The organism is Amnibacterium sp. CER49 (genome assembly GCF_029846255.1).
In the GTDB taxonomy this organism is placed as follows: domain Bacteria; phylum Actinomycetota; class Actinomycetes; order Actinomycetales; family Microbacteriaceae; genus Amnibacterium.
Genome location: NZ_JARVWQ010000002.1, coordinates 64,904 through 80,481, shown reverse-complemented (window position 1 = coordinate 80,481; position 15,578 = coordinate 64,904). Strand labels below are relative to the sequence as shown.

Annotated in this window: 17 protein-coding genes; all 17 read right to left on the bottom strand. The window is 75.2% G+C overall.

The window, feature by feature from the left end:
* Nucleotide 1: 1 nt before the first annotated feature.
* A complete protein-coding gene (trpC, locus tag QDR37_RS10410) occupies nt 2–775 on the bottom strand; it encodes an indole-3-glycerol phosphate synthase TrpC (RefSeq protein WP_279714849.1) in 774 nt (257 codons plus the stop codon).
* Between the two features lie 23 nt (nt 776–798).
* A complete protein-coding gene (locus QDR37_RS10405; RefSeq protein ID WP_279713680.1) occupies nt 799–1,035 on the bottom strand; it encodes an HGxxPAAW family protein in 237 nt (78 codons plus the stop codon).
* Nucleotides 1,036–1,045: 10 nt separating this feature from the next.
* A complete protein-coding gene (locus QDR37_RS10400) occupies nt 1,046–1,642 on the bottom strand; it encodes a Trp biosynthesis-associated membrane protein (RefSeq protein WP_279713679.1) in 597 nt (198 codons plus the stop codon).
* Entirely contained in the window at nt 1,639–3,183 is a 1,545-nt protein-coding gene (locus tag QDR37_RS10395; RefSeq protein WP_279714848.1) for an anthranilate synthase component I, read from the bottom strand. The genes QDR37_RS10400 and QDR37_RS10395 overlap by 4 nt, the downstream gene beginning before the upstream one ends.
* A 5-nt stretch (nt 3,184–3,188) precedes the next feature.
* Nucleotides 3,189–3,554, bottom strand: coding sequence for a phosphoribosyl-AMP cyclohydrolase (hisI, locus tag QDR37_RS10390; RefSeq protein WP_279713678.1), 366 nt, complete (start codon nt 3,552–3,554; stop codon nt 3,189–3,191).
* On the bottom strand, nt 3,551–4,312 hold the full coding sequence (hisF, locus tag QDR37_RS10385; RefSeq protein WP_279713677.1) for an imidazole glycerol phosphate synthase subunit HisF: 762 nt from the start codon (nt 4,310–4,312) through the stop codon (nt 3,551–3,553). Before hisF ends, hisI begins: the two co-directional genes overlap by 4 nt.
* Nucleotides 4,313–4,314: 2 nt before the next feature.
* On the bottom strand, nt 4,315–5,154 hold the full coding sequence (gene hisG, locus QDR37_RS10380; protein WP_279713676.1) for an ATP phosphoribosyltransferase: 840 nt from the start codon (nt 5,152–5,154) through the stop codon (nt 4,315–4,317).
* Nucleotides 5,155–5,197: 43 nt separating this feature from the next.
* Complete coding sequence (locus QDR37_RS10375) at nt 5,198–5,461, bottom strand: phosphoribosyl-ATP diphosphatase (protein ID WP_279713675.1); 264 nt, start codon at nt 5,459–5,461, stop codon at nt 5,198–5,200.
* Nucleotides 5,462–5,470: 9 nt separating this feature from the next.
* A complete protein-coding gene (rpe, locus tag QDR37_RS10370; RefSeq protein WP_279713674.1) occupies nt 5,471–6,145 on the bottom strand; it encodes a ribulose-phosphate 3-epimerase in 675 nt (224 codons plus the stop codon).
* The gene (locus QDR37_RS10365) at nt 6,142–7,566 is read right to left on the bottom strand and encodes an APC family permease (protein ID WP_279713673.1); all 1,425 of its coding nucleotides are present in this window, start codon (nt 7,564–7,566) and stop codon (nt 6,142–6,144) included. Before QDR37_RS10365 ends, rpe begins: the two co-directional genes overlap by 4 nt.
* 66 nt (nt 7,567–7,632) lie before the next feature.
* Nucleotides 7,633–9,045: a transcription antitermination factor NusB gene (locus QDR37_RS10360; protein ID WP_279713672.1), complete on the bottom strand. Its 1,413-nt coding sequence runs from the start codon at nt 9,043–9,045 to the stop codon at nt 7,633–7,635.
* Nucleotides 9,042–9,956 carry a methionyl-tRNA formyltransferase gene (gene fmt, locus QDR37_RS10355; protein ID WP_279713670.1) on the bottom strand — a complete coding sequence of 305 codons (915 nt, stop codon included), beginning with the start codon at nt 9,954–9,956 and terminating at the stop codon, nt 9,042–9,044. The genes QDR37_RS10360 and fmt overlap by 4 nt, the downstream gene beginning before the upstream one ends.
* A 137-nt stretch (nt 9,957–10,093) precedes the next feature.
* The gene (locus tag QDR37_RS10350) at nt 10,094–11,890 is read right to left on the bottom strand and encodes a primosomal protein N' (RefSeq protein WP_279713669.1); all 1,797 of its coding nucleotides are present in this window, start codon (nt 11,888–11,890) and stop codon (nt 10,094–10,096) included.
* Nucleotides 11,887–13,074 carry a methionine adenosyltransferase gene (metK, locus tag QDR37_RS10345; protein ID WP_279713668.1) on the bottom strand — a complete coding sequence of 396 codons (1,188 nt, stop codon included), beginning with the start codon at nt 13,072–13,074 and terminating at the stop codon, nt 11,887–11,889. Before metK ends, QDR37_RS10350 begins: the two co-directional genes overlap by 4 nt.
* A gap of 17 nt (nt 13,075–13,091) precedes the next feature.
* Nucleotides 13,092–14,297, bottom strand: a complete 1,206-nt coding sequence (coaBC, locus tag QDR37_RS10340) for a bifunctional phosphopantothenoylcysteine decarboxylase/phosphopantothenate--cysteine ligase CoaBC (RefSeq protein WP_279713667.1) — start codon at nt 14,295–14,297, stop codon at nt 13,092–13,094.
* Between the two features lie 14 nt (nt 14,298–14,311).
* Nucleotides 14,312–14,569, bottom strand: a complete 258-nt coding sequence (gene rpoZ, locus QDR37_RS10335) for a DNA-directed RNA polymerase subunit omega (RefSeq protein WP_279713666.1) — start codon at nt 14,567–14,569, stop codon at nt 14,312–14,314.
* Between the two features lie 97 nt (nt 14,570–14,666).
* Nucleotides 14,667–15,575, bottom strand: a complete 909-nt coding sequence (gene gmk, locus QDR37_RS10330; RefSeq protein WP_279713665.1) for a guanylate kinase — start codon at nt 15,573–15,575, stop codon at nt 14,667–14,669.
* Between the last annotated feature and the right edge of the window lie 3 nt (nt 15,576–15,578).

Sequence of the window (15,578 nt, the reverse complement as noted above, 5' to 3'; positions counted from 1 at the left end):
TTCAAGCCTCCAGGAAGGCGGAGAGGAGCGCGGCGGGGTCGCCCGTCACGAGGGCCTCGCCGACGAGGACGACGTCGGCACCGGCCGCGCGGTAGGCGGTGACGTCGGCGGGGGTGCGCACCGCCGACTCGGCGACGCGGATCACGTCGTCGGGGATTCGCGGGGCGAGCCGGCCGAACAGGGTCCGGTCGAGCTCGAAGGTATCGAGGTCGCGGGCGTTCACCCCGACGAGCCGGCCGCCCGCCTCGAGTGCGGCGTCGAGCTCGCGCTCGTCGTGCGCCTCGAGGAACGCCGTCATGCCGAGCTCCTCGACGAGGGCCTTGAGCCGGCGGAGCGCGGGGTCCTCGAGCGCGGCGACGATGAGCAGCACGAGATCGGCGCCGGCGGCGCGCGCCTCGAGCACCTGGTACTCGGACGAGACGAAGTCCTTGCGCAGCACCGGCACGTCGACCGCGGCGCGCACGGCTTCGAGGTCGGCGAGCGAGCCGCGGAAGCGCCGCTCCTCGGTGAGCACGCTGATCGCCGAAGCGCCGGCGGCCGCGTACCGGGCGGCGAGCGCAGCCGGATCGGCGATCTCGGCGAGCGCGCCCCGGGACGGGCTCGCCCGCTTCACCTCGGCGAGCACGCGCACGCGGCGCGGGTCGCGGGCGAGCGCCGCGAGGGCGTCGCGCGGCGGTGGCGCGGCGGTCGCGGCGGCCTCCACCTCGGCGAGCGGCGCGCGGAGGCGGCGGAGCTCGGCGTCCTCGGCGGCGCCGGCGGTGAGCTCGGCGAGCAGGCCGCCGGTGCGGACCACCCGGGTCAGTGCGATCCCCCCACGCGCGAGCCGCCGGCCCCGAGGCCGATCCGCTTCATGACGAAGCCGACGATGAGCCCGATCGGCACGAGGATCGCCCCGAGGTAGACCATCACCGTGACGTCCAGGAAGAGGAACACGGCGATGATCGAGAAACCGACGAGCATGATCACGACGGCCGTCCACGCCGCCGGCGAGGAGCCGTGACCGGGGTCGTTCGACGTGTTCGCGGTGTTCGCCATGCCCCGAAGTCTAGGGCGTCGGCCCGGGTGGGGCCGGGGGGTCGGACGGCGCCGTGGGGTCGCTGCCGCGGGTGAGGGCGTCCCACTCGTCGACCGGGTCGCCGGTGCTCGCGGTGCGCTCCGCGCTTCGGAACCGGCGTCCCGCCGACGCCCAGCGCCGGCCGCGGAGCACGATCCAGGCGCCGGTGAGCACGACGAGGACGCCGGCCACGGCCGCGAGCCCGGGCCAGGCCGTCCCGGCCGCGCCGCGCTCCGCCGACGCCGCGCCGCTGCCGCCGACCCCCGTCACCGCGGTGACCGCGCCGCGGGTGCCGGCGAGCGGGTCGAGCACGCTCGGCACCGCGAGCACGACGACGACCGCGCCGAGCAGGGCGACCGCCGCGCCGAGCACCGGCCGCGCGACCCGGCCGGCGAGCGGGAGCGCCGCCGCGGCGGCGAGCAGCACGATGCCGAGCGGCGCGAACGCGGGCGCGACCTGCTGCCCGGTCACGGCGACGGGCTTCGCGCCGGGCACCGCGACGGTGGCGAACACCTGCGTCGAGGCGAGCACAACCGCCGCGCCGAGCACCACGAGGGCGACGACGGTGAGGAGCCGCTCCCGCCTCATCTGGTGCCGACGGCGCGCATGGCCGAGGCCACCGCCACCGCCTTGAGCGGCGCCATCGCCTTGTTGCGGCTCTCCGCGTACTCCGACTCGGGCACCGAGTCGGCGACCAGGCCACCGCCCGCCTGCACGCGGGCGACACCCTCGCTGAGGTAGGCGGTGCGGATCGCGATGGCGAGGTCGAGGTCGCCCGCGAAGTCGAAGTAGCCGACGACGCCGCCGTAGACGCCGCGGCGGGCGGGCTCGAGCGCGTCGATGATCTCGAGCGCCCGCGGCTTCGGCGCACCGGAGAGGGTCCCGGCGGGGAAGGTCGCGCGGAGCACGTCGACGGGCCCGGTGCCCGCGGCGAGCTCGCCCTCGACGCTCGAGGTGATGTGCATGATGTGGCTGAAGCGCTCGATGCGCATGAACTCGGTGACGTCGACGGTGCCGGGGACGCAGACCTTCGCGAGGTCGTTGCGGGCGAGGTCGACGAGCATGAGGTGCTCGGCGCGCTCCTTCTCGTCGACGCGCAGCTCGGCGGCGAAGGCCTCGTCGGCCTCGGGCGTCGCGCCGCGCGGCCGCGAACCGGCGATCGGGTGGCTGAACACCCGGCCGTCCTCGACCTTGACGAGCGCCTCGGGCGACGAGCCGACCACCGCGAAGGGGGTCCCGTCCGGGCGCTCGTGCGCGAGCAGGTACATGTACGGCGACGGGTTCAGCTGCCGCAGCACGCGGTAGACGTCGAGCGGCGAGGCGGCCGTCGGCAGGTCGAAGCGCTGCGCGATCACGACCTGGAACACGTCGCCGTCGCGGATGTGCTCCTTCGCGCGCTCGACGGCCGCGAGGTAGTCCTCCCGAGCGGTCCGCAGCTCGGGCTCGGGCACGATCCCGAGGTCGACCTCCGCGAGCTGCGCCTCGACGGGCGCGCCGAGCCGCCGCTCGAGCGCGTCGAGGCGCCGCTGCGCGTCGGCCCAGAGCGCCTCGGCGGCGTCCCTGCCGTCGTTCAGCACCGTGACCAGCAGCGAGACGGTGCCCTTCAGGTGGTCGACGGCGACGACCTCCGAGGCGAAGACCATGCCGAGCTCCGGCACCGGGTAGTCGGCGGGCGGCGCGTCCGGCAGCCGCTCGAGGAGGCGCACGGCGTCCCACCCGATGTAGCCGACGAGGCCGCCGGTGAGCGGCGGCAGGCCGTCGACGGGCGGGCTCGCCCAGTGCGAGTGCAGGTCGTCGAGCGCCTCGAGGTAGTCGCCGGTGATGCCGCCCGCCGGGAAGACGCGGGAGGCCGGGACGCCCCAGTCCTGCCAGACGGGCCGGCCGCGCTGCTCGGTGAGCGCGCCGAACGCGGCCACGCCGACGAAGGAGTACCGCGACCAGATGCCGCCCTGCTCCGCCGACTCGAGCAGGAACGCGCCGGGCCGCGTCCGTCCGTCGGCGCGGAGCGCGAGCTTGCGGAAGATCCCGAGCGGCGTCTCGCTGTCGGCGAAGAGCTCCCGGACCACGGGCACGACGCGGCGCCCGTCGAGGAGCCCGTCGAACGCCTCGCGGGCCGTGGTGCCGGGCATGGCGGTCATGCGGCATCCTCCGTCCGCGCGGCGATCGGATGGGTGTCGAAGCAGGAGTGCGCGCCGGTGTGGCAGGCGGGGCCGACCTGGTCGACCGTGACGAGCAGGGCGTCGGCGTCGCAGTCGAGCGCGGCGCCGCGCACGTGCTGCACGTGGCCCGACGTGTCGCCCTTGCGCCAGTACTCCTGCCGGGAGCGCGACCAGAACGTCACCCGCCCCTCGGTGAGCGTGCGCCGCAGCGCCTCGCGATCCATGTAGCCGACCATGAGCACCTCGTTCGTCCCGGCCTGCTGGATCACCGCCGGGAGCAGGTCGCCGGGGCCGAACCGGGCGGCACCGAGCGCCGCATCGACGTCGAGCACCTCGCTCATCGCACCACCACTCCTGCCTCGGCGAGCGCCGCCTTCACCTGGCCGATCGTGAACCGCCCCGAGTGGAACACGCTCGCGGCGAGCACCGCGTCGGCACCGGCGGCCACGGCCGGCGCGAAGTGCTCGAGGTCGCCCGCGCCGCCGGAGGCGATCACGGGCACGCTGCTCGCCGCGCGCACGTCGGCGACGAGCCGCAGGTCGTAGCCGGCCTTCGTGCCGTCCGCATCGATCGAGTTGACGAGCAGCTCTCCCGCGCCGAGCCCGATCGCCGTGCGGACCCACTCGATGGCGTCGATGCCGGTGTTCGTGCGGCCGCCGTGCGTGGTGACGGCGAAACCGCTCGGGCAGCGCGGGTCGTGCAGCACGTCGAGCGAGAGCACGCAGACCTGCGCGCCGAACCGCTCGGCGATCTCGGTCAGCAGCGCCGGGCGTGCGATCGCGGCGGAGTTCACGCCGATCTTGTCGGCGCCCGACTGCAGCAGCCGGTCGACGTCCTCCACGCGCCGCACGCCGCCGCCGACGGTGAGCGGGACGAACACCTGCTCCGCCGTGCGGCGGACGGTGTCGAGCATGGTGCCGCGGCCCTCGACCGTCGCGGTGACGTCGAGGAAGGTGATCTCGTCGGCGCCCTGCTCCGCGTACCGGGCGGCGGCCTCGACCGGGTCGCCGGCGTCGACGAGGCCCTGGAAGCGCACGCCCTTCACGACGCGGCCGTCGGCCACGTCGAGGCACGGGATGACGCGGACCGCGAGCGTCATCGTCAGATCCGCGCCGCGTGGATCGGGGTGACGAAGATCGCCCGGGCGCCGAGGGCGTAGAGCGCGTCCATCACGAGGTTCATCTCCTGGCGCGGCACCATGACGCGCACCGCGGCCCAGGCCGGGTCGTGCAGGGGCGAGACCGTCGGCGACTCGATGCCCGGCGCGATGCGCGCCGCCTCGTCGAGCAGGTCGCGGGGCAGGTCGTAGTCGACCATCACGTAGCGCCGGGCGACGAGGACGCCGTGCAGGCGCTTCTCGAGCACCGCGAGCCCCTCGGGCGCGTTCGCGCCCGCGATGAGCACGGCGGTCGACTCGAGGATCACCGGGCCGAAGATCGTGAGGCCCTGCGCGCGCAGCGTCGTGCCGGTCTCGACCACGTCGGCGACGGCGTCCGCCACCCCGAGCCGCACGGCCGTCTCGACCGCGCCGTCGAGGTGCACGAGCTCGGCGCGCACGCCCTCGCGCTCGAGGAACGCGCCGACGAGGCCGGTGTAGCTCGTCGCGATGCGCAGGCCCTGCAGCGCGGCGAGGTCGTCGAAGCGACCGGCGGGCCCCGCGAAGCGGAACGTCGACGCGGCGAAGTCGAGGGCGGCGACCTCGCGCGCGGCGGAGCCGGAGTCGAGCAGCAGGTCGCGGCCGGTGATGCCGACGTCGAGCGCGCCGGAGCCGACGTAGGTGGCGATGTCGCGCGGACGCAGGTAGAAGAACTCCGCGTCGTTGCGCGGGTCCGCGACCGTCAGCTCCTTCGGGTCGCGGCGGAGGCGGTAGCCGGCCTCGCCGAGCATCTGCGCGGCGGTCTCGGCGAGCGCGCCCTTGTTGGGCACGGCGATTCTCAGCATGGCTTCTTCTCGAGGACGTCGGATCGGGCGGGCGGGCGAGCCGTCAGAGATGTCGCTCGACGTCCGCGAGGGTGAGCCCCTTCGCGAGCAGCAGCACCTGCACGTGGTACAGCAGCTGCGAGACCTCCTCGGCGAGGCGGTCGTCGCTCTCCCACTCGGCCGCCATCCAGACCTCGGCCGCCTCCTCGACGACCTTCTTGCCGATCGCGTGCACGCCCGCGTCGAGCTCGGCGACGGTGCGGGATCCGGCGGGCCGCTCGACGGCCCGCTGCGCCAGCTCGGCGAACAGCCCGTCGAAGGTCTTCATGCCGCCAGGCTACCGGCTGCGCTCCTGCGCCTCCGTGGCGAGGGCGCGCAGGCGCTCGACCGCCGTGTCGGGGTCGTCCTGCCCGAACACGGCGCTGCCGGCGACGAACGTGTCGGCGCCCGCGGCCGCGGCGTCGGCGATGGTGTCCTCGCCGATGCCGCCGTCGACCTGCAGCCACACGTCGCGATCGCCGATCGCCGACCGCACGGCGCGGATGCGCTCGAGCGTCGGGGGCAGGAACGCCTGGCCGCCGAAGCCCGGCTCGACGGTCATGACGAGCACCTGGTCGAACTCGTCGAGCAGCCCGAGGTACGGCTCGACGGGTGTGGAGGGTCGCAGCGCGAGCCCCGCCTTGGCGCCCGCGGCGCGGATCGCGCGCGCGGTCGCGATGGGCGCGCGCGCGGCCTCGGCGTGGAACGTGACGACGGCGCCCCCCGCCTCGGCGAAGCCGGGCGCCCAGCGGTCCGGGTCCTCGATCATGAGGTGGACGTCGAGCGGCAGCGCGCTGACCTGGGCGAGACGCTCGACGGTCGACCGACCGAACGTGAGGTTCGGCACGAAGTGCAGGTCCATGACGTCGCAGTGCACGAGGTCGGCCGACGGGATCCGCTCGATCTCGGCGGCGAACGCGGCGAAGTCGGCGGAGAGGATGCTCGGCTCGATGCGGACCCCGCGGTCCGTCACGCCTGGCCCTCCTTGGCGCTCGGGCGCCCCTCGCCGGCGGTCGGGACGTCCTCGCGGATCGACAGCTCGGGCTTGCGGCCGCGAGCGATGTTGATCGCGAAGATGATGGCGCCGATGACGAGCCAGACGAGGCCGCCGATCTTCGCGAGCGGGTCGGCGTTGATGAGCACGTAGCCGATGATCAGGAAGCCGAGCACCGGCACGACGCCGTGCAGCAGCCAGTTCTTCGACCGCTGGCGCACGATGTAGTGCCAGAACACCGCGACGTGGAGCAGGCAGAACCCGAACAGCGCGCCGAAGTTCACGAGCGACGTGATGAGCGGCAGCTGGCCGACGAAGAACAGCACGAGCACGACCGTGAGCGCGGTGACGACGAGGATCGCGTAGAGCGGCACCTGGCGGTGGCTGATGCGGGCGAGGAAGTGCGGCAGCTGCCGGTCGCGGGCCATCGAGTAGAGCAGGCGGCTCGTCGCGGCCTGCGCCGCCATCGCGTTCGCGATGCCGACGGCGAGGACGTTGACCACGAAGAACGCGTTCTGCCACCCCGTGCCGGCGGCCGCCTTCACGAGCAGGAAGAACGCGTTGTTGGTGTCCGCGGCGGAGAACGCGGTGCGACCGCCGGCCATCAGGCTCGCGAGCCAGGTCTGCACGATGAACAGCGCCGCGACGATGAGGAGCGCCAGCACCATCGCCCGCCCGGCCGCGTTGTGGCGCCCGGTCGACTCCTCCGCGAGCGTGGAGATGCCGTCGAAGCCGAGGAAGCTGAGCACCGCGATCGAGAGCGCGCCCGCGATGAGCGGCCCGGTCACCTTCGACGGGGTCAGGAACGGCTCGGTGCCCCAGTGGGCGCCCGGCAGGGTGCCGCCGTTGATCGCGAGGACGGCGATCACGAGGAAGATCAGCACGAAGATCAGCTCGATCACGAGGAAGATCCGGTTCGCGAGCTTGATCGAGCTGATGCCGAGCAGGTTGATGACGGCGTTGATCGCCACGAAGATCAGCGCCCACAGCCAGGCGGGGCTGCCGGGGAAGATGCCGACCATGGACGACGCCGCGAACACGTAGAGCAGGGTCGGCACGAGCAGGTAGTCGAGCAGGATCGCCCACCCGGCGAAGAAGCCGAGCGACCAGTGGATGCCGCGGCCGACGTAGGAGAACACCGAGCCGGCGAGCGGGAACGACTTCGCCATCTGCGCGTAGGCGAGCGCGGTGAAGATCATCGCGACGAGGCCGATGATGTAGACGAGCGGCACCATGCCCGCGGCGCTGTTGTAGACGGTGCCGAAGATGGCCCACGGCGCGATCGGCACCATGAAGATCAGGCCGTAGATGAGCAGGTCGACGGTCGACACCGACCGCTTCAGCTCCTGCTTGTACCCGAACGACTCGAGGGTGCGCTCGTTCTCCGACGTCGCCGACATGGTCGATCTCCCTGGTCCGGGCACGCGCCGTGCCGGGAGCACACTATCGGCCGCCCGGGACGCCGCTCAGGCGCTGGTCAGCAGCTGCACGAACATGGCATCGGTGCCGTGCAGGTGCGGCCACAGCTGCACCGCGGTGCCGCGGCGTGCGGCGTCGAGACGGCCGCCCGTGATCCCGTCGAGCACCTCGGCGGTGTCGAGTGCGACGAGGTCGCGGTGCGCCTCGAGCGCCCCGGCGACGACCCGCTCGGTCTCCGCGGTCACGGGCGAGCAGGTGACGTAGGCGAGCAGGCCGCCGGGTGCGAGGGCGGCGATCGCGGCGTCGAGCAGATCGCGCTGCAGCGCGGCGAGCGCGGGCACGTCGGCCGGCGACTTCCGCCAGCGGGCCTCCGGCCGTCGGCGCAGCGCGCCGAGCCCGGTGCAGGGGGCGTCGAGCAGGACCCGGTCGAAGCGCCGGCCGCCGTCAGCGAACCGGGTGCCGTCGCCGACCTCGACCGTGTGGTGGCCGGGCACCGCGGCGAGGGCGCGCTCGGCGAGCCGGGCCCGCGCGGGCACGAGCTCGTTCGCGAGGAGGGAGGCGCCACCGAGCGCCGCGTCGGCGGCGAGCACCGCGGCCTTGCCGCCTGGGCCGGCGCAGAGGTCGAGCCACCGCTCCCCCGCGGCGACCGGCCGGGCGCGGGTGAGGGCGAGTGCCGCGAGCTGCGAACCGGGGTCCTGCACGCGGACGACGCCGCGGCGGACGGGCTGGAGCGCCGCGGGGTCGCCGCCCGGCAGCTCCACCCCGATCGGCGACAGCGGGTGCGGCGGCAGGTCGAGGTCCTCCCGGTCGGCGAGCCCGGGCAGCGCGGCGAGGCCGACGGGCGGCGCCGCGTTGTCGACCTCGAGCAGCGCGTCGAGCCCGTTCCGGGCGTCCGGGGTCATCGCGGCGAGCGCCGCCTCGAGCTCGCCGACGACCCACGCCGGGTGCGCGGCGGCGATCGCGCGCCGCTCGACGGGGTCGGGCGTGGCAGCGGCGAGCCGCTCGGTCCAGCCGTGGTCGTCCGTCTCCCCGACCCGGCGCAGCACCGCGTTCACGAAGCCGGCCGCGCCGCGGCCGCCGACGGCCCGGGCCTGCTCGACGGCCTGGTGCACCGCGGCGTGGGGCGCGGTGCGGGTGGCGAGCAGCTGGTGCGCGCCGAGCCGGAGCACGTCGAGCAGCGGCGGGTCGATCCGCTCGACCGGCCGTCCTGCGGCCGCTGCGACGATCGCGTCGTAGCGGCCGAGGCGGCGCAACGCGCCGTAGGCGAGCTCGGTGGCGAAGCCCGCCTCGGCCCCGCTGACCCCTTCGCGCGTGAGCAGCGCGGGCAGCAGCAGGTTCGCGTAGGCGTCGCGCTCGCGGACCGCGGTGAGCACCTCGAGCGCCACGCGGCGGGCGGGGCTGACCGCGCCCCCGCCCCGTCGTGCGGAAGGGCCGCCCGCGCGATCCGGACGGGCGGTCATCCGAGCCGCACCGGAGCGCTCGTGCCGCGCAGCCACGCGTCGGCCGGCATCGGGGTGCGCCCGGCGGGCTGCACCCGGACGAGCTCGACGGGCGCGTCCCCGGTGCCGGCCAGCACCCGGCGCCCTTCGGCGCGCACCTCCCCCGGCGGCAGCGCAGCGGCGTCACGAGCCGGTGCGGCCTCGAGGACCTTGAGCCGCACGCCGCCGACCTCGGTGAACGCACCGGGCTCCGGGGTCGTGCCGCGGAACCGATCGAGCACGCGCCGCGCCGGCTGCGTCCAGTCGAGCCGGCCGTCCTCGAGCACGAGCTTCGGTGCGAGCGTCGGCTCGCCCTCCTGCGGCGCGGCGACCGCGCGGCCGGCCGCCAGGTCGTCGACCGTCCGCGCGAGCACCCCGGCGCCGAGCCCGGCGAGCCGCTCGAGCAGGTGCCCGGCGGTCTCGAGCGCGCCGATCGCGGTGCGCTCCATCGCGAGCACCGGCCCGGTGTCGAGCCCCGCCTCGAGCCGGAACACCGCGACGCCGGTCTCGTCGTCGCCCGCGATCACGGCGTGCTGCACGGGAGCCGCGCCCCGCCACCGCGGCAGCAGCGAGAAGTGCAGGTTCACCCAGCCGAGGCGGGGGGCGGAGAGCAGCGGCTCCTTCAGCAGCGCCCCGTAGGCGACGACGACCCCGAGGTCGGCCTCGTCCGCGGTCAGGGTCTCGATCGCGGCGGGGTCGAGGCGGGCGGCGTGCAGCACCGGCAGCCCGAGCGCCGTCGCCCTCGCCTCGACGGGCGACGGCGTGAGCACCCGCTTGCGCCCGAGCGGCGCCGGCGGCCGGGTGACGATACGGACGAGCTCGTGCGGTCCCGCGGCGAGCGCGTCGAGGGCGGGCACGGCCGCGGCCGGGGTGCCGGCGAAGAGCAGCCGCATGGCGCTCGAGCCTAGGCCGCGCCGCGGCGCCCGATCGCCGCGCGCCGTCTGCGGGAGCCGTGCGGCACGCAGGCCCGGCCCGGCGGGGCGTCCTGCGGCCCGCACACGGTCCTGCACATGGCGCGGACCGGGCGGGGCTAGATCGGCTCGTGAGGGTCGAACCGCACGCGCAGGGCGGGCGGCGGCGGGGCAGGCGGCTTCGGCCGCCGCGCGGAGCCGGCTCGGATCAGCCCGGCCTTCGCGACCGCGGCGACGCGGGACCCGGCCGCGTAGTCGAAGCGGACCGTGACGCGGACGAGGCCGTCCTCGTCGGCACGGCCGATCTCCTGCGCGCCCTCGGCGACGAGCTCGGCGACGAGCGGCTCGACGGCCGCGAGCGGTCCGGACACCGCGGCGAGCCGCACCGCGGGCGGGAAGCGCAGCGCCCGCCGGTCGGCGAGCTGCCGGTCGGCGAAGTCGGTGAGGCGCCACGTGGCGAGCGTGGTGGCGACGTGGCCGCCGACGCCGACGAGGTGCACCGGCGCCTTCGGCGCGGCGAGCGCGGCGGCCGCGGCCCACCAGCGCAGGCAGTCCTCCTCGACCCAGAGCGACTCGCGGGCGAGCATGCGGCGGCCGTCGAGCAGCAGGACGGCCGCGTAGCCGCCTGGCGCGATCGGCTCGGCGCCGCGGGTGGCCACGACGAGCCGAGGGCCGGCCTCGATGCGGTCGTGCACGTGCTCGCCGTCGGCGACGAGCACCGGTACGCCGGGGAACGCGCGGCCGAGCTCGTGCGCGGTGCGCCCGGCGTCGATCGGCGGCGGCGCCTGACCCGCGGCGAGCGCGACGCGGGCGGCGTCGCCCGGACGGGCGACCTGCACGAGCACCGGGCCGGTCGCGAGCGCCGTGCGCACCGCGCGCCACGTCGCCGACGGGATGCGGGTCGCGGGCACGTCGTCGGGCGGGAGGACGACCTCGGGCCGGTACCGGGGTGCGGGCCGGTCGGCGAGCCAGCCGACGCGGACGAGCCGCTGCACGGTCGAGCTGCGCGTCGAGCCGAGCAGCAGCAGGCCGCAGCCGGACTGCTCCTGCCGCAGCAGCGCGACGTCGCGCGTCGACGCGTAGGGGGCGAGCGGCTCGAGGTGGAAGGGGTCGGCCTCCTCCCAGACGAGGATCGCGCCGAGGTCGGCGGCGGGCGCGTACACCGCCGCGCGGTTGCCGATGACGACGTGCGGCCCGGGCGTCATCGCCGCGAGGTGGGCCCGCTCGCGCTCGGCGGGCGTCTGCGTCGCGTCGACGCGGAGCACCGCGTGCGCGGCGGGACCGTGTGCGAGCGCCAGCGCGAGCTGGTCGAGGTCGCGGCGGTCCGGCACCGCGACGATGGCGCTCCGGCCGAGCGCGGCGATCCCGACGGCGGCCTCGGCGAGCTCGGCCGCCCAGCCTCCGACCGTCGTCCCGGCGACCTCGACGGGGCGCGGTGTGGGCAGCGCCGCGAGACGCGAACCCGTGACGAGCGCCTCGCTCGCCGCGGACGGTTCGGCCTCGACCGGCGTCGCCTCGGGCGCCCCGTCCTTGAGCCACCGGTGCTCCACCCGTGCCTGCCGCTTCGGCACGGCGATGCGGAGCACGTCGCTCGCGACACCGGCGCTGCGGTCGGCGACCGCGCGGGCGAGGCGCCAGACCTCCGGCGCGAGCACGACGACCGGCGAGACGACCTTCTCGATGTCGCTGAGCCGCCCCGGTGCGTCGCTCGTGTCGCCGACGTCGACGACGTAGCCGTCGGCGGAGCGTCCGGCGACCCGCAGCGGCACCTTCACCCGCACCCCCGGCCGCACCTCGTCCGCGAGCGCGGGCGGGACGCGGTAGTCGAAGAGGTGGTCGAGCCGCGGCAGGGGCGAGTCGAGCACGACCCGCGCGATGGCGCCGGGCGCCGGGGCGGCCCCGGCGGCGTCGCTCACAGCCCGGCGGCGGCCGCCAGGGCGTCGGCGCGGTCCGTCCGCTCCCAGGTGAAGTCGGGCAGCTCGCGGCCGAAGTGGCCGAACACCGCGGTCTCGGCGTAGATCGGCCGGAGCAGGTCGAGCGCGTCGATCACGGCACGCGGACGCAGGTCGAACACCTCGCGGACAGCGGCGACGATGCGGTCCTCCGGCACCTGCGCGGTGCCGAAGGTCTCGACGTAGAGACCGACGGGCTCGGCGGCGCCGATCGCGTAGGCCACCTGCAGCTCGACCCGGTCGGCGAGGTGCGCGGCGACGATGTTCTTCGCCACCCAGCGCATCGCGTAGGCGCCCGAGCGGTCGACCTTCGACGGGTCCTTGCCGCTGAACGCCCCGCCGCCGTGGCGGCTCGCACCGCCGTAGGTGTCGACGATGATCTTGCGGCCGGTCAGTCCGGCGTCGGCCTTCGGGCCGCCGACCTCGAAGCGCCCCGACGGGTTCACGTACACGCGCGGAGCGTCGTACGCGAGCCCGCTCGTCTGCAGGACCGGGTCGACGACGAGTCGCCGGACCTCCTCCTGCAGCGTGCCCTGCTCCACCCAGGGGGCGTGCTGCGTGGAGACGACGACCGCCTCGACGCTCACGGGCGTCGTGCCGTCGTAGCCGATGGTCACCTGGGTCTTGCCGTCGGGCCGCAGGTACGGCAGCAGCTTCTCCTGCCGCACCTCGGTGAGCCGGCGCGAGAGCCGGTGCGCGAGCGCGATCGGGATCGGCATGAGCTCCGGCGTCTCGCGGACCGCGTAGCCGAACATGATGCCCTGGTCGCCGGCGCCGAGCTGGTCGTACTCGTCGCCGCTGCCGGCCCGCGCCTCGATCGCCCGGTTCACGCCGCCCGCGATGTCGGCGGACTGCGAGCCGACCGAGACGGAGACGCCGCAGGTCGAGCCGTCGAAGCTCTGCTCGGAGGAGTCGTAGCCGATCCTGCGGATGCGGTCGCGGACGATTCCGGGGATGTCGGCGTAGCCGCTCGTCGAGACCTCGCCAGCGACCTGGACGAGGCCGGTGGTGACGAGGGTCTCGACGGCGACGCGGGCGTCGGGGTCCTCGGCGATCAGGGCGTCGAGGATGCTGTCGGAGATCTGGTCGCAGATCTTGTCGGGATGCCCGGGCGTGACCGACTCGGACGTGAAGAGGCGCAGCGGCATTGGGGGGTCTTCCGGCTTCAGGCGCCCGCGGGGTGCGGGACGACCACGTCGAGGATGGCGTCTGCCACCGACCGCTTGTCGCCGGCGGCCTCGCCGGCGATGACGCCACCCGCCGCGAGCACCACGACGCGGTTGTCGGGCGCTCCGAAGGTGCGGTCGAGTCCGACCTCGTTGACGACGAGGAAGTCGGCGCCCTTCGCCTGGAGCTTGGCGCGGCCGAGGGCGAGCAGCCGCTCGCGGTCGGGCTCCGTCTCGGCGGCGAAGCCGACGACGAGGCGCCCGGGCCGCCGCTCGGCGGCGACCGTGGCGAGCACGTCGGGGTTCCTCACGAGGTCGACCGAGAGCCGGTCGCCGAGGTCGGCCTTCTTCAGCTTCGCCTCGGCCACGGACGCGGGCCGGTAGTCGGCCACCGCGGCGGCCATCACGACGAGGTGGGCGCCGTCGGCCTCGCGGAGCACGGCGTCGAGCATCTCCTGCGCGGTGCGCACCGGCACGGTGCGGACGCCGTCGGGCGCCGGCACCTCGAGGTGCGCGGCGACGAGCACGACCTCGGCGCCGCGGTCGCGGGCGGCCTCGGCGATCGCGACGCCCTGCCGGCCGCTCGATGCGTTGCCGAGGAACCGGACGGGATCGAGGGGCTCGCGCGTGCCGCCCGCGGTGACGAGCACTCGGCGACCGGCGAGCGGACGGCGCTCAGCGCGGCGGACCGCGTCGAGCGCCGTGGCGACGATGTCCTCGGGCTCGGCCATGCGGCCGGGACCCGAGTCGGAGCCGGTGAGCCGTCCGGAGACGGGGCCCACCACGTGCACGCCGCGCGCGACCAGGGTCGCGACGTTCGCGCGGGTCGCCGCGTTCTCCCACATCTCGGTGTGCATCGCGGGAGCGACGACGAGCGGGGCCCGGCTCGCCAGCACCGTGGTGCCGAGCAGGTCGTCCGCGAGGCCCGCGGCGAGCCGAGCGAGGGTGTTCGCGGTCGCCGGCGCGACGACGATCAGGTCGGCGGACTGCCCGAGCGCGACGTGGCGCACCTCGGCGACGCCGTCGTAGAGGTCGGTCTCGACGGGGTTGCGGCTGATGGCCTCGAGGGTCGGCCGCCCGACGAACCTGAGCGCGGACGCGGTCGGCACGACGTGCACGTCATGCCCCGCGAGCACGAGGCCCCGGACCACGCCCACGGCCTTGTAGGCCGCGATGCCGCCCGAGATGCCGACGACGACCCTCATGGGCGCGAGTCGCGCTAGGACTGCGGCTCGGCGGTGACCCGCAGCTTGTCGTCGTTGATCTCACGGAGCGCGACGGAGATCGGCTTGTCGTCGATCGACGACTCGACGAGCGGGCCGACGTTGTCGAACAGGCTGCCCTCGTGCAGGTCGGCGTAGTAGTCGTTGATCTGCCGCGCGCGCTTGCTCGCGAAGATGACGAGCGCGTACTTCGAGTCGACCTTCGTCAGCAGCTCGTCGATCGGCGGGTCGATGATGCCCTGGCCACGTGCCATGAGGACTCCTTCAGTCACGGGTACCCGGCGGCGTCGATCGTGCGCCGGGAAGCGGATGGTCGCGTTCCGGACGCGACGACGCCGACCGCGGGCGCGGTCAGACCGACATCAAGGATACGACCTCACGTGCCGCGTCCTCGACCCGCGTGTTGACGACGGCCGCGTCGAACTCCTCCTGGGCGGCGAGCTCGGTCTGCGCCGTGTCGAGGCGGCGGGTGCGCTCCTCCTCGTCCTCGGTGCCGCGGCCCTCGAGCCGTCGCACGAGCTCCTCCCACGTGGGAGGGAGCAGGAACACGAGCCGCGCCTCCGGGAACGCCTGCCGCACCTGCCTGGCGCCCTGGATGTCGATCTCGAGCAGCACGCTGCGGCCCCCGGCGAGCGCGGCCTCGATCGGCTGCCGCGGGGTGCCGTACCGGTAGGCGTTGTGCACCTGAGCCCACTCGAGGAACTGCCCGGCCTCGACCATCCGGTCGAACTGCTCGTCGGAGAGGAAGTAGTAGTGCACGCCGTCGACCTCGCCGGGCCGCGGCGGCCGGGTGGTCGCGCTCACCGACAGGAGCACGTCCGGGTAGTGCTCGCGGATGTGGGCGGCGACCGTGCCCTTGCCGACCGCGGTCGGACCGGCGAGCACGACGAGCCGGCTGCGTGGCGCGTCCGGCTCGGGCAGCCGGCGCGGCGCCTGCCGGCGCACGAGGAACTCGTGGAGGCGCTGGTACTGGTGCACGCCGAGGCCGCCGAGGCGCTTCGACGGCGAGATCCGCAGCTCCTGCATGATCTTCGCGGTGCGGGTCGGCCCGAGCCACGGGATGCTCGCGATCAGCTCGCTCACCCGCATCGTCGCCTCGGGCTGCGCGCCGTCGCGAGCGGCGGCCGAGAGCACCTCGCTCGCGCTGCGCTCCCCCGACGAGACCTGCCGCTTCACCTCGGCGCGGGCGCGCCGCGCCGCGACCGCCGCGCGTGAGCCGGCGAGCCGATCGACCTCCGGAGGGTTCACCACGGCCTGCATCCG

Bases quoted from the DNA above. Each gene is read 5' to 3' on its own strand.
- hisI (WP_279713678.1), bottom strand. From the start codon at position 3,554: ATGAGCGAGGTGCTCGACGTCGATGCGGCGCTCGGTGCCGCCCGGTTC.
- gmk (WP_279713665.1), bottom strand. From the start codon at position 15,575: ATGCAGGCCGTGGTGAACCCTCCGGAGGTCGATCGGCTCGCCGGCTCA.
- coaBC (WP_279713667.1), bottom strand. From the start codon at position 14,297: ATGAGGGTCGTCGTCGGCATCTCGGGCGGCATCGCGGCCTACAAGGCC.
- QDR37_RS10360 (WP_279713672.1), bottom strand. From the start codon at position 9,045: ATGACCGCCCGTCCGGATCGCGCGGGCGGCCCTTCCGCACGACGGGGC.
- QDR37_RS10405 (WP_279713680.1), bottom strand. From the start codon at position 1,035: ATGGCGAACACCGCGAACACGTCGAACGACCCCGGTCACGGCTCCTCG.
- fmt (WP_279713670.1), bottom strand. From the start codon at position 9,956: ATGCGGCTGCTCTTCGCCGGCACCCCGGCCGCGGCCGTGCCCGCCCTC.
- QDR37_RS10400 (WP_279713679.1), bottom strand. From the start codon at position 1,642: ATGAGGCGGGAGCGGCTCCTCACCGTCGTCGCCCTCGTGGTGCTCGGC.
- QDR37_RS10365 (WP_279713673.1), bottom strand. From the start codon at position 7,566: ATGTCGGCGACGTCGGAGAACGAGCGCACCCTCGAGTCGTTCGGGTAC.
- hisG (WP_279713676.1), bottom strand. From the start codon at position 5,154: ATGCTGAGAATCGCCGTGCCCAACAAGGGCGCGCTCGCCGAGACCGCC.
- QDR37_RS10375 (WP_279713675.1), bottom strand. From the start codon at position 5,461: ATGAAGACCTTCGACGGGCTGTTCGCCGAGCTGGCGCAGCGGGCCGTC.
- hisF (WP_279713677.1), bottom strand. From the start codon at position 4,312: ATGACGCTCGCGGTCCGCGTCATCCCGTGCCTCGACGTGGCCGACGGC.
- rpoZ (WP_279713666.1), bottom strand. From the start codon at position 14,569: ATGGCACGTGGCCAGGGCATCATCGACCCGCCGATCGACGAGCTGCTG.
- metK (WP_279713668.1), bottom strand. From the start codon at position 13,074: ATGCCGCTGCGCCTCTTCACGTCCGAGTCGGTCACGCCCGGGCATCCC.
- QDR37_RS10395 (WP_279714848.1), bottom strand. From the start codon at position 3,183: ATGCCCGGCACCACGGCCCGCGAGGCGTTCGACGGGCTCCTCGACGGG.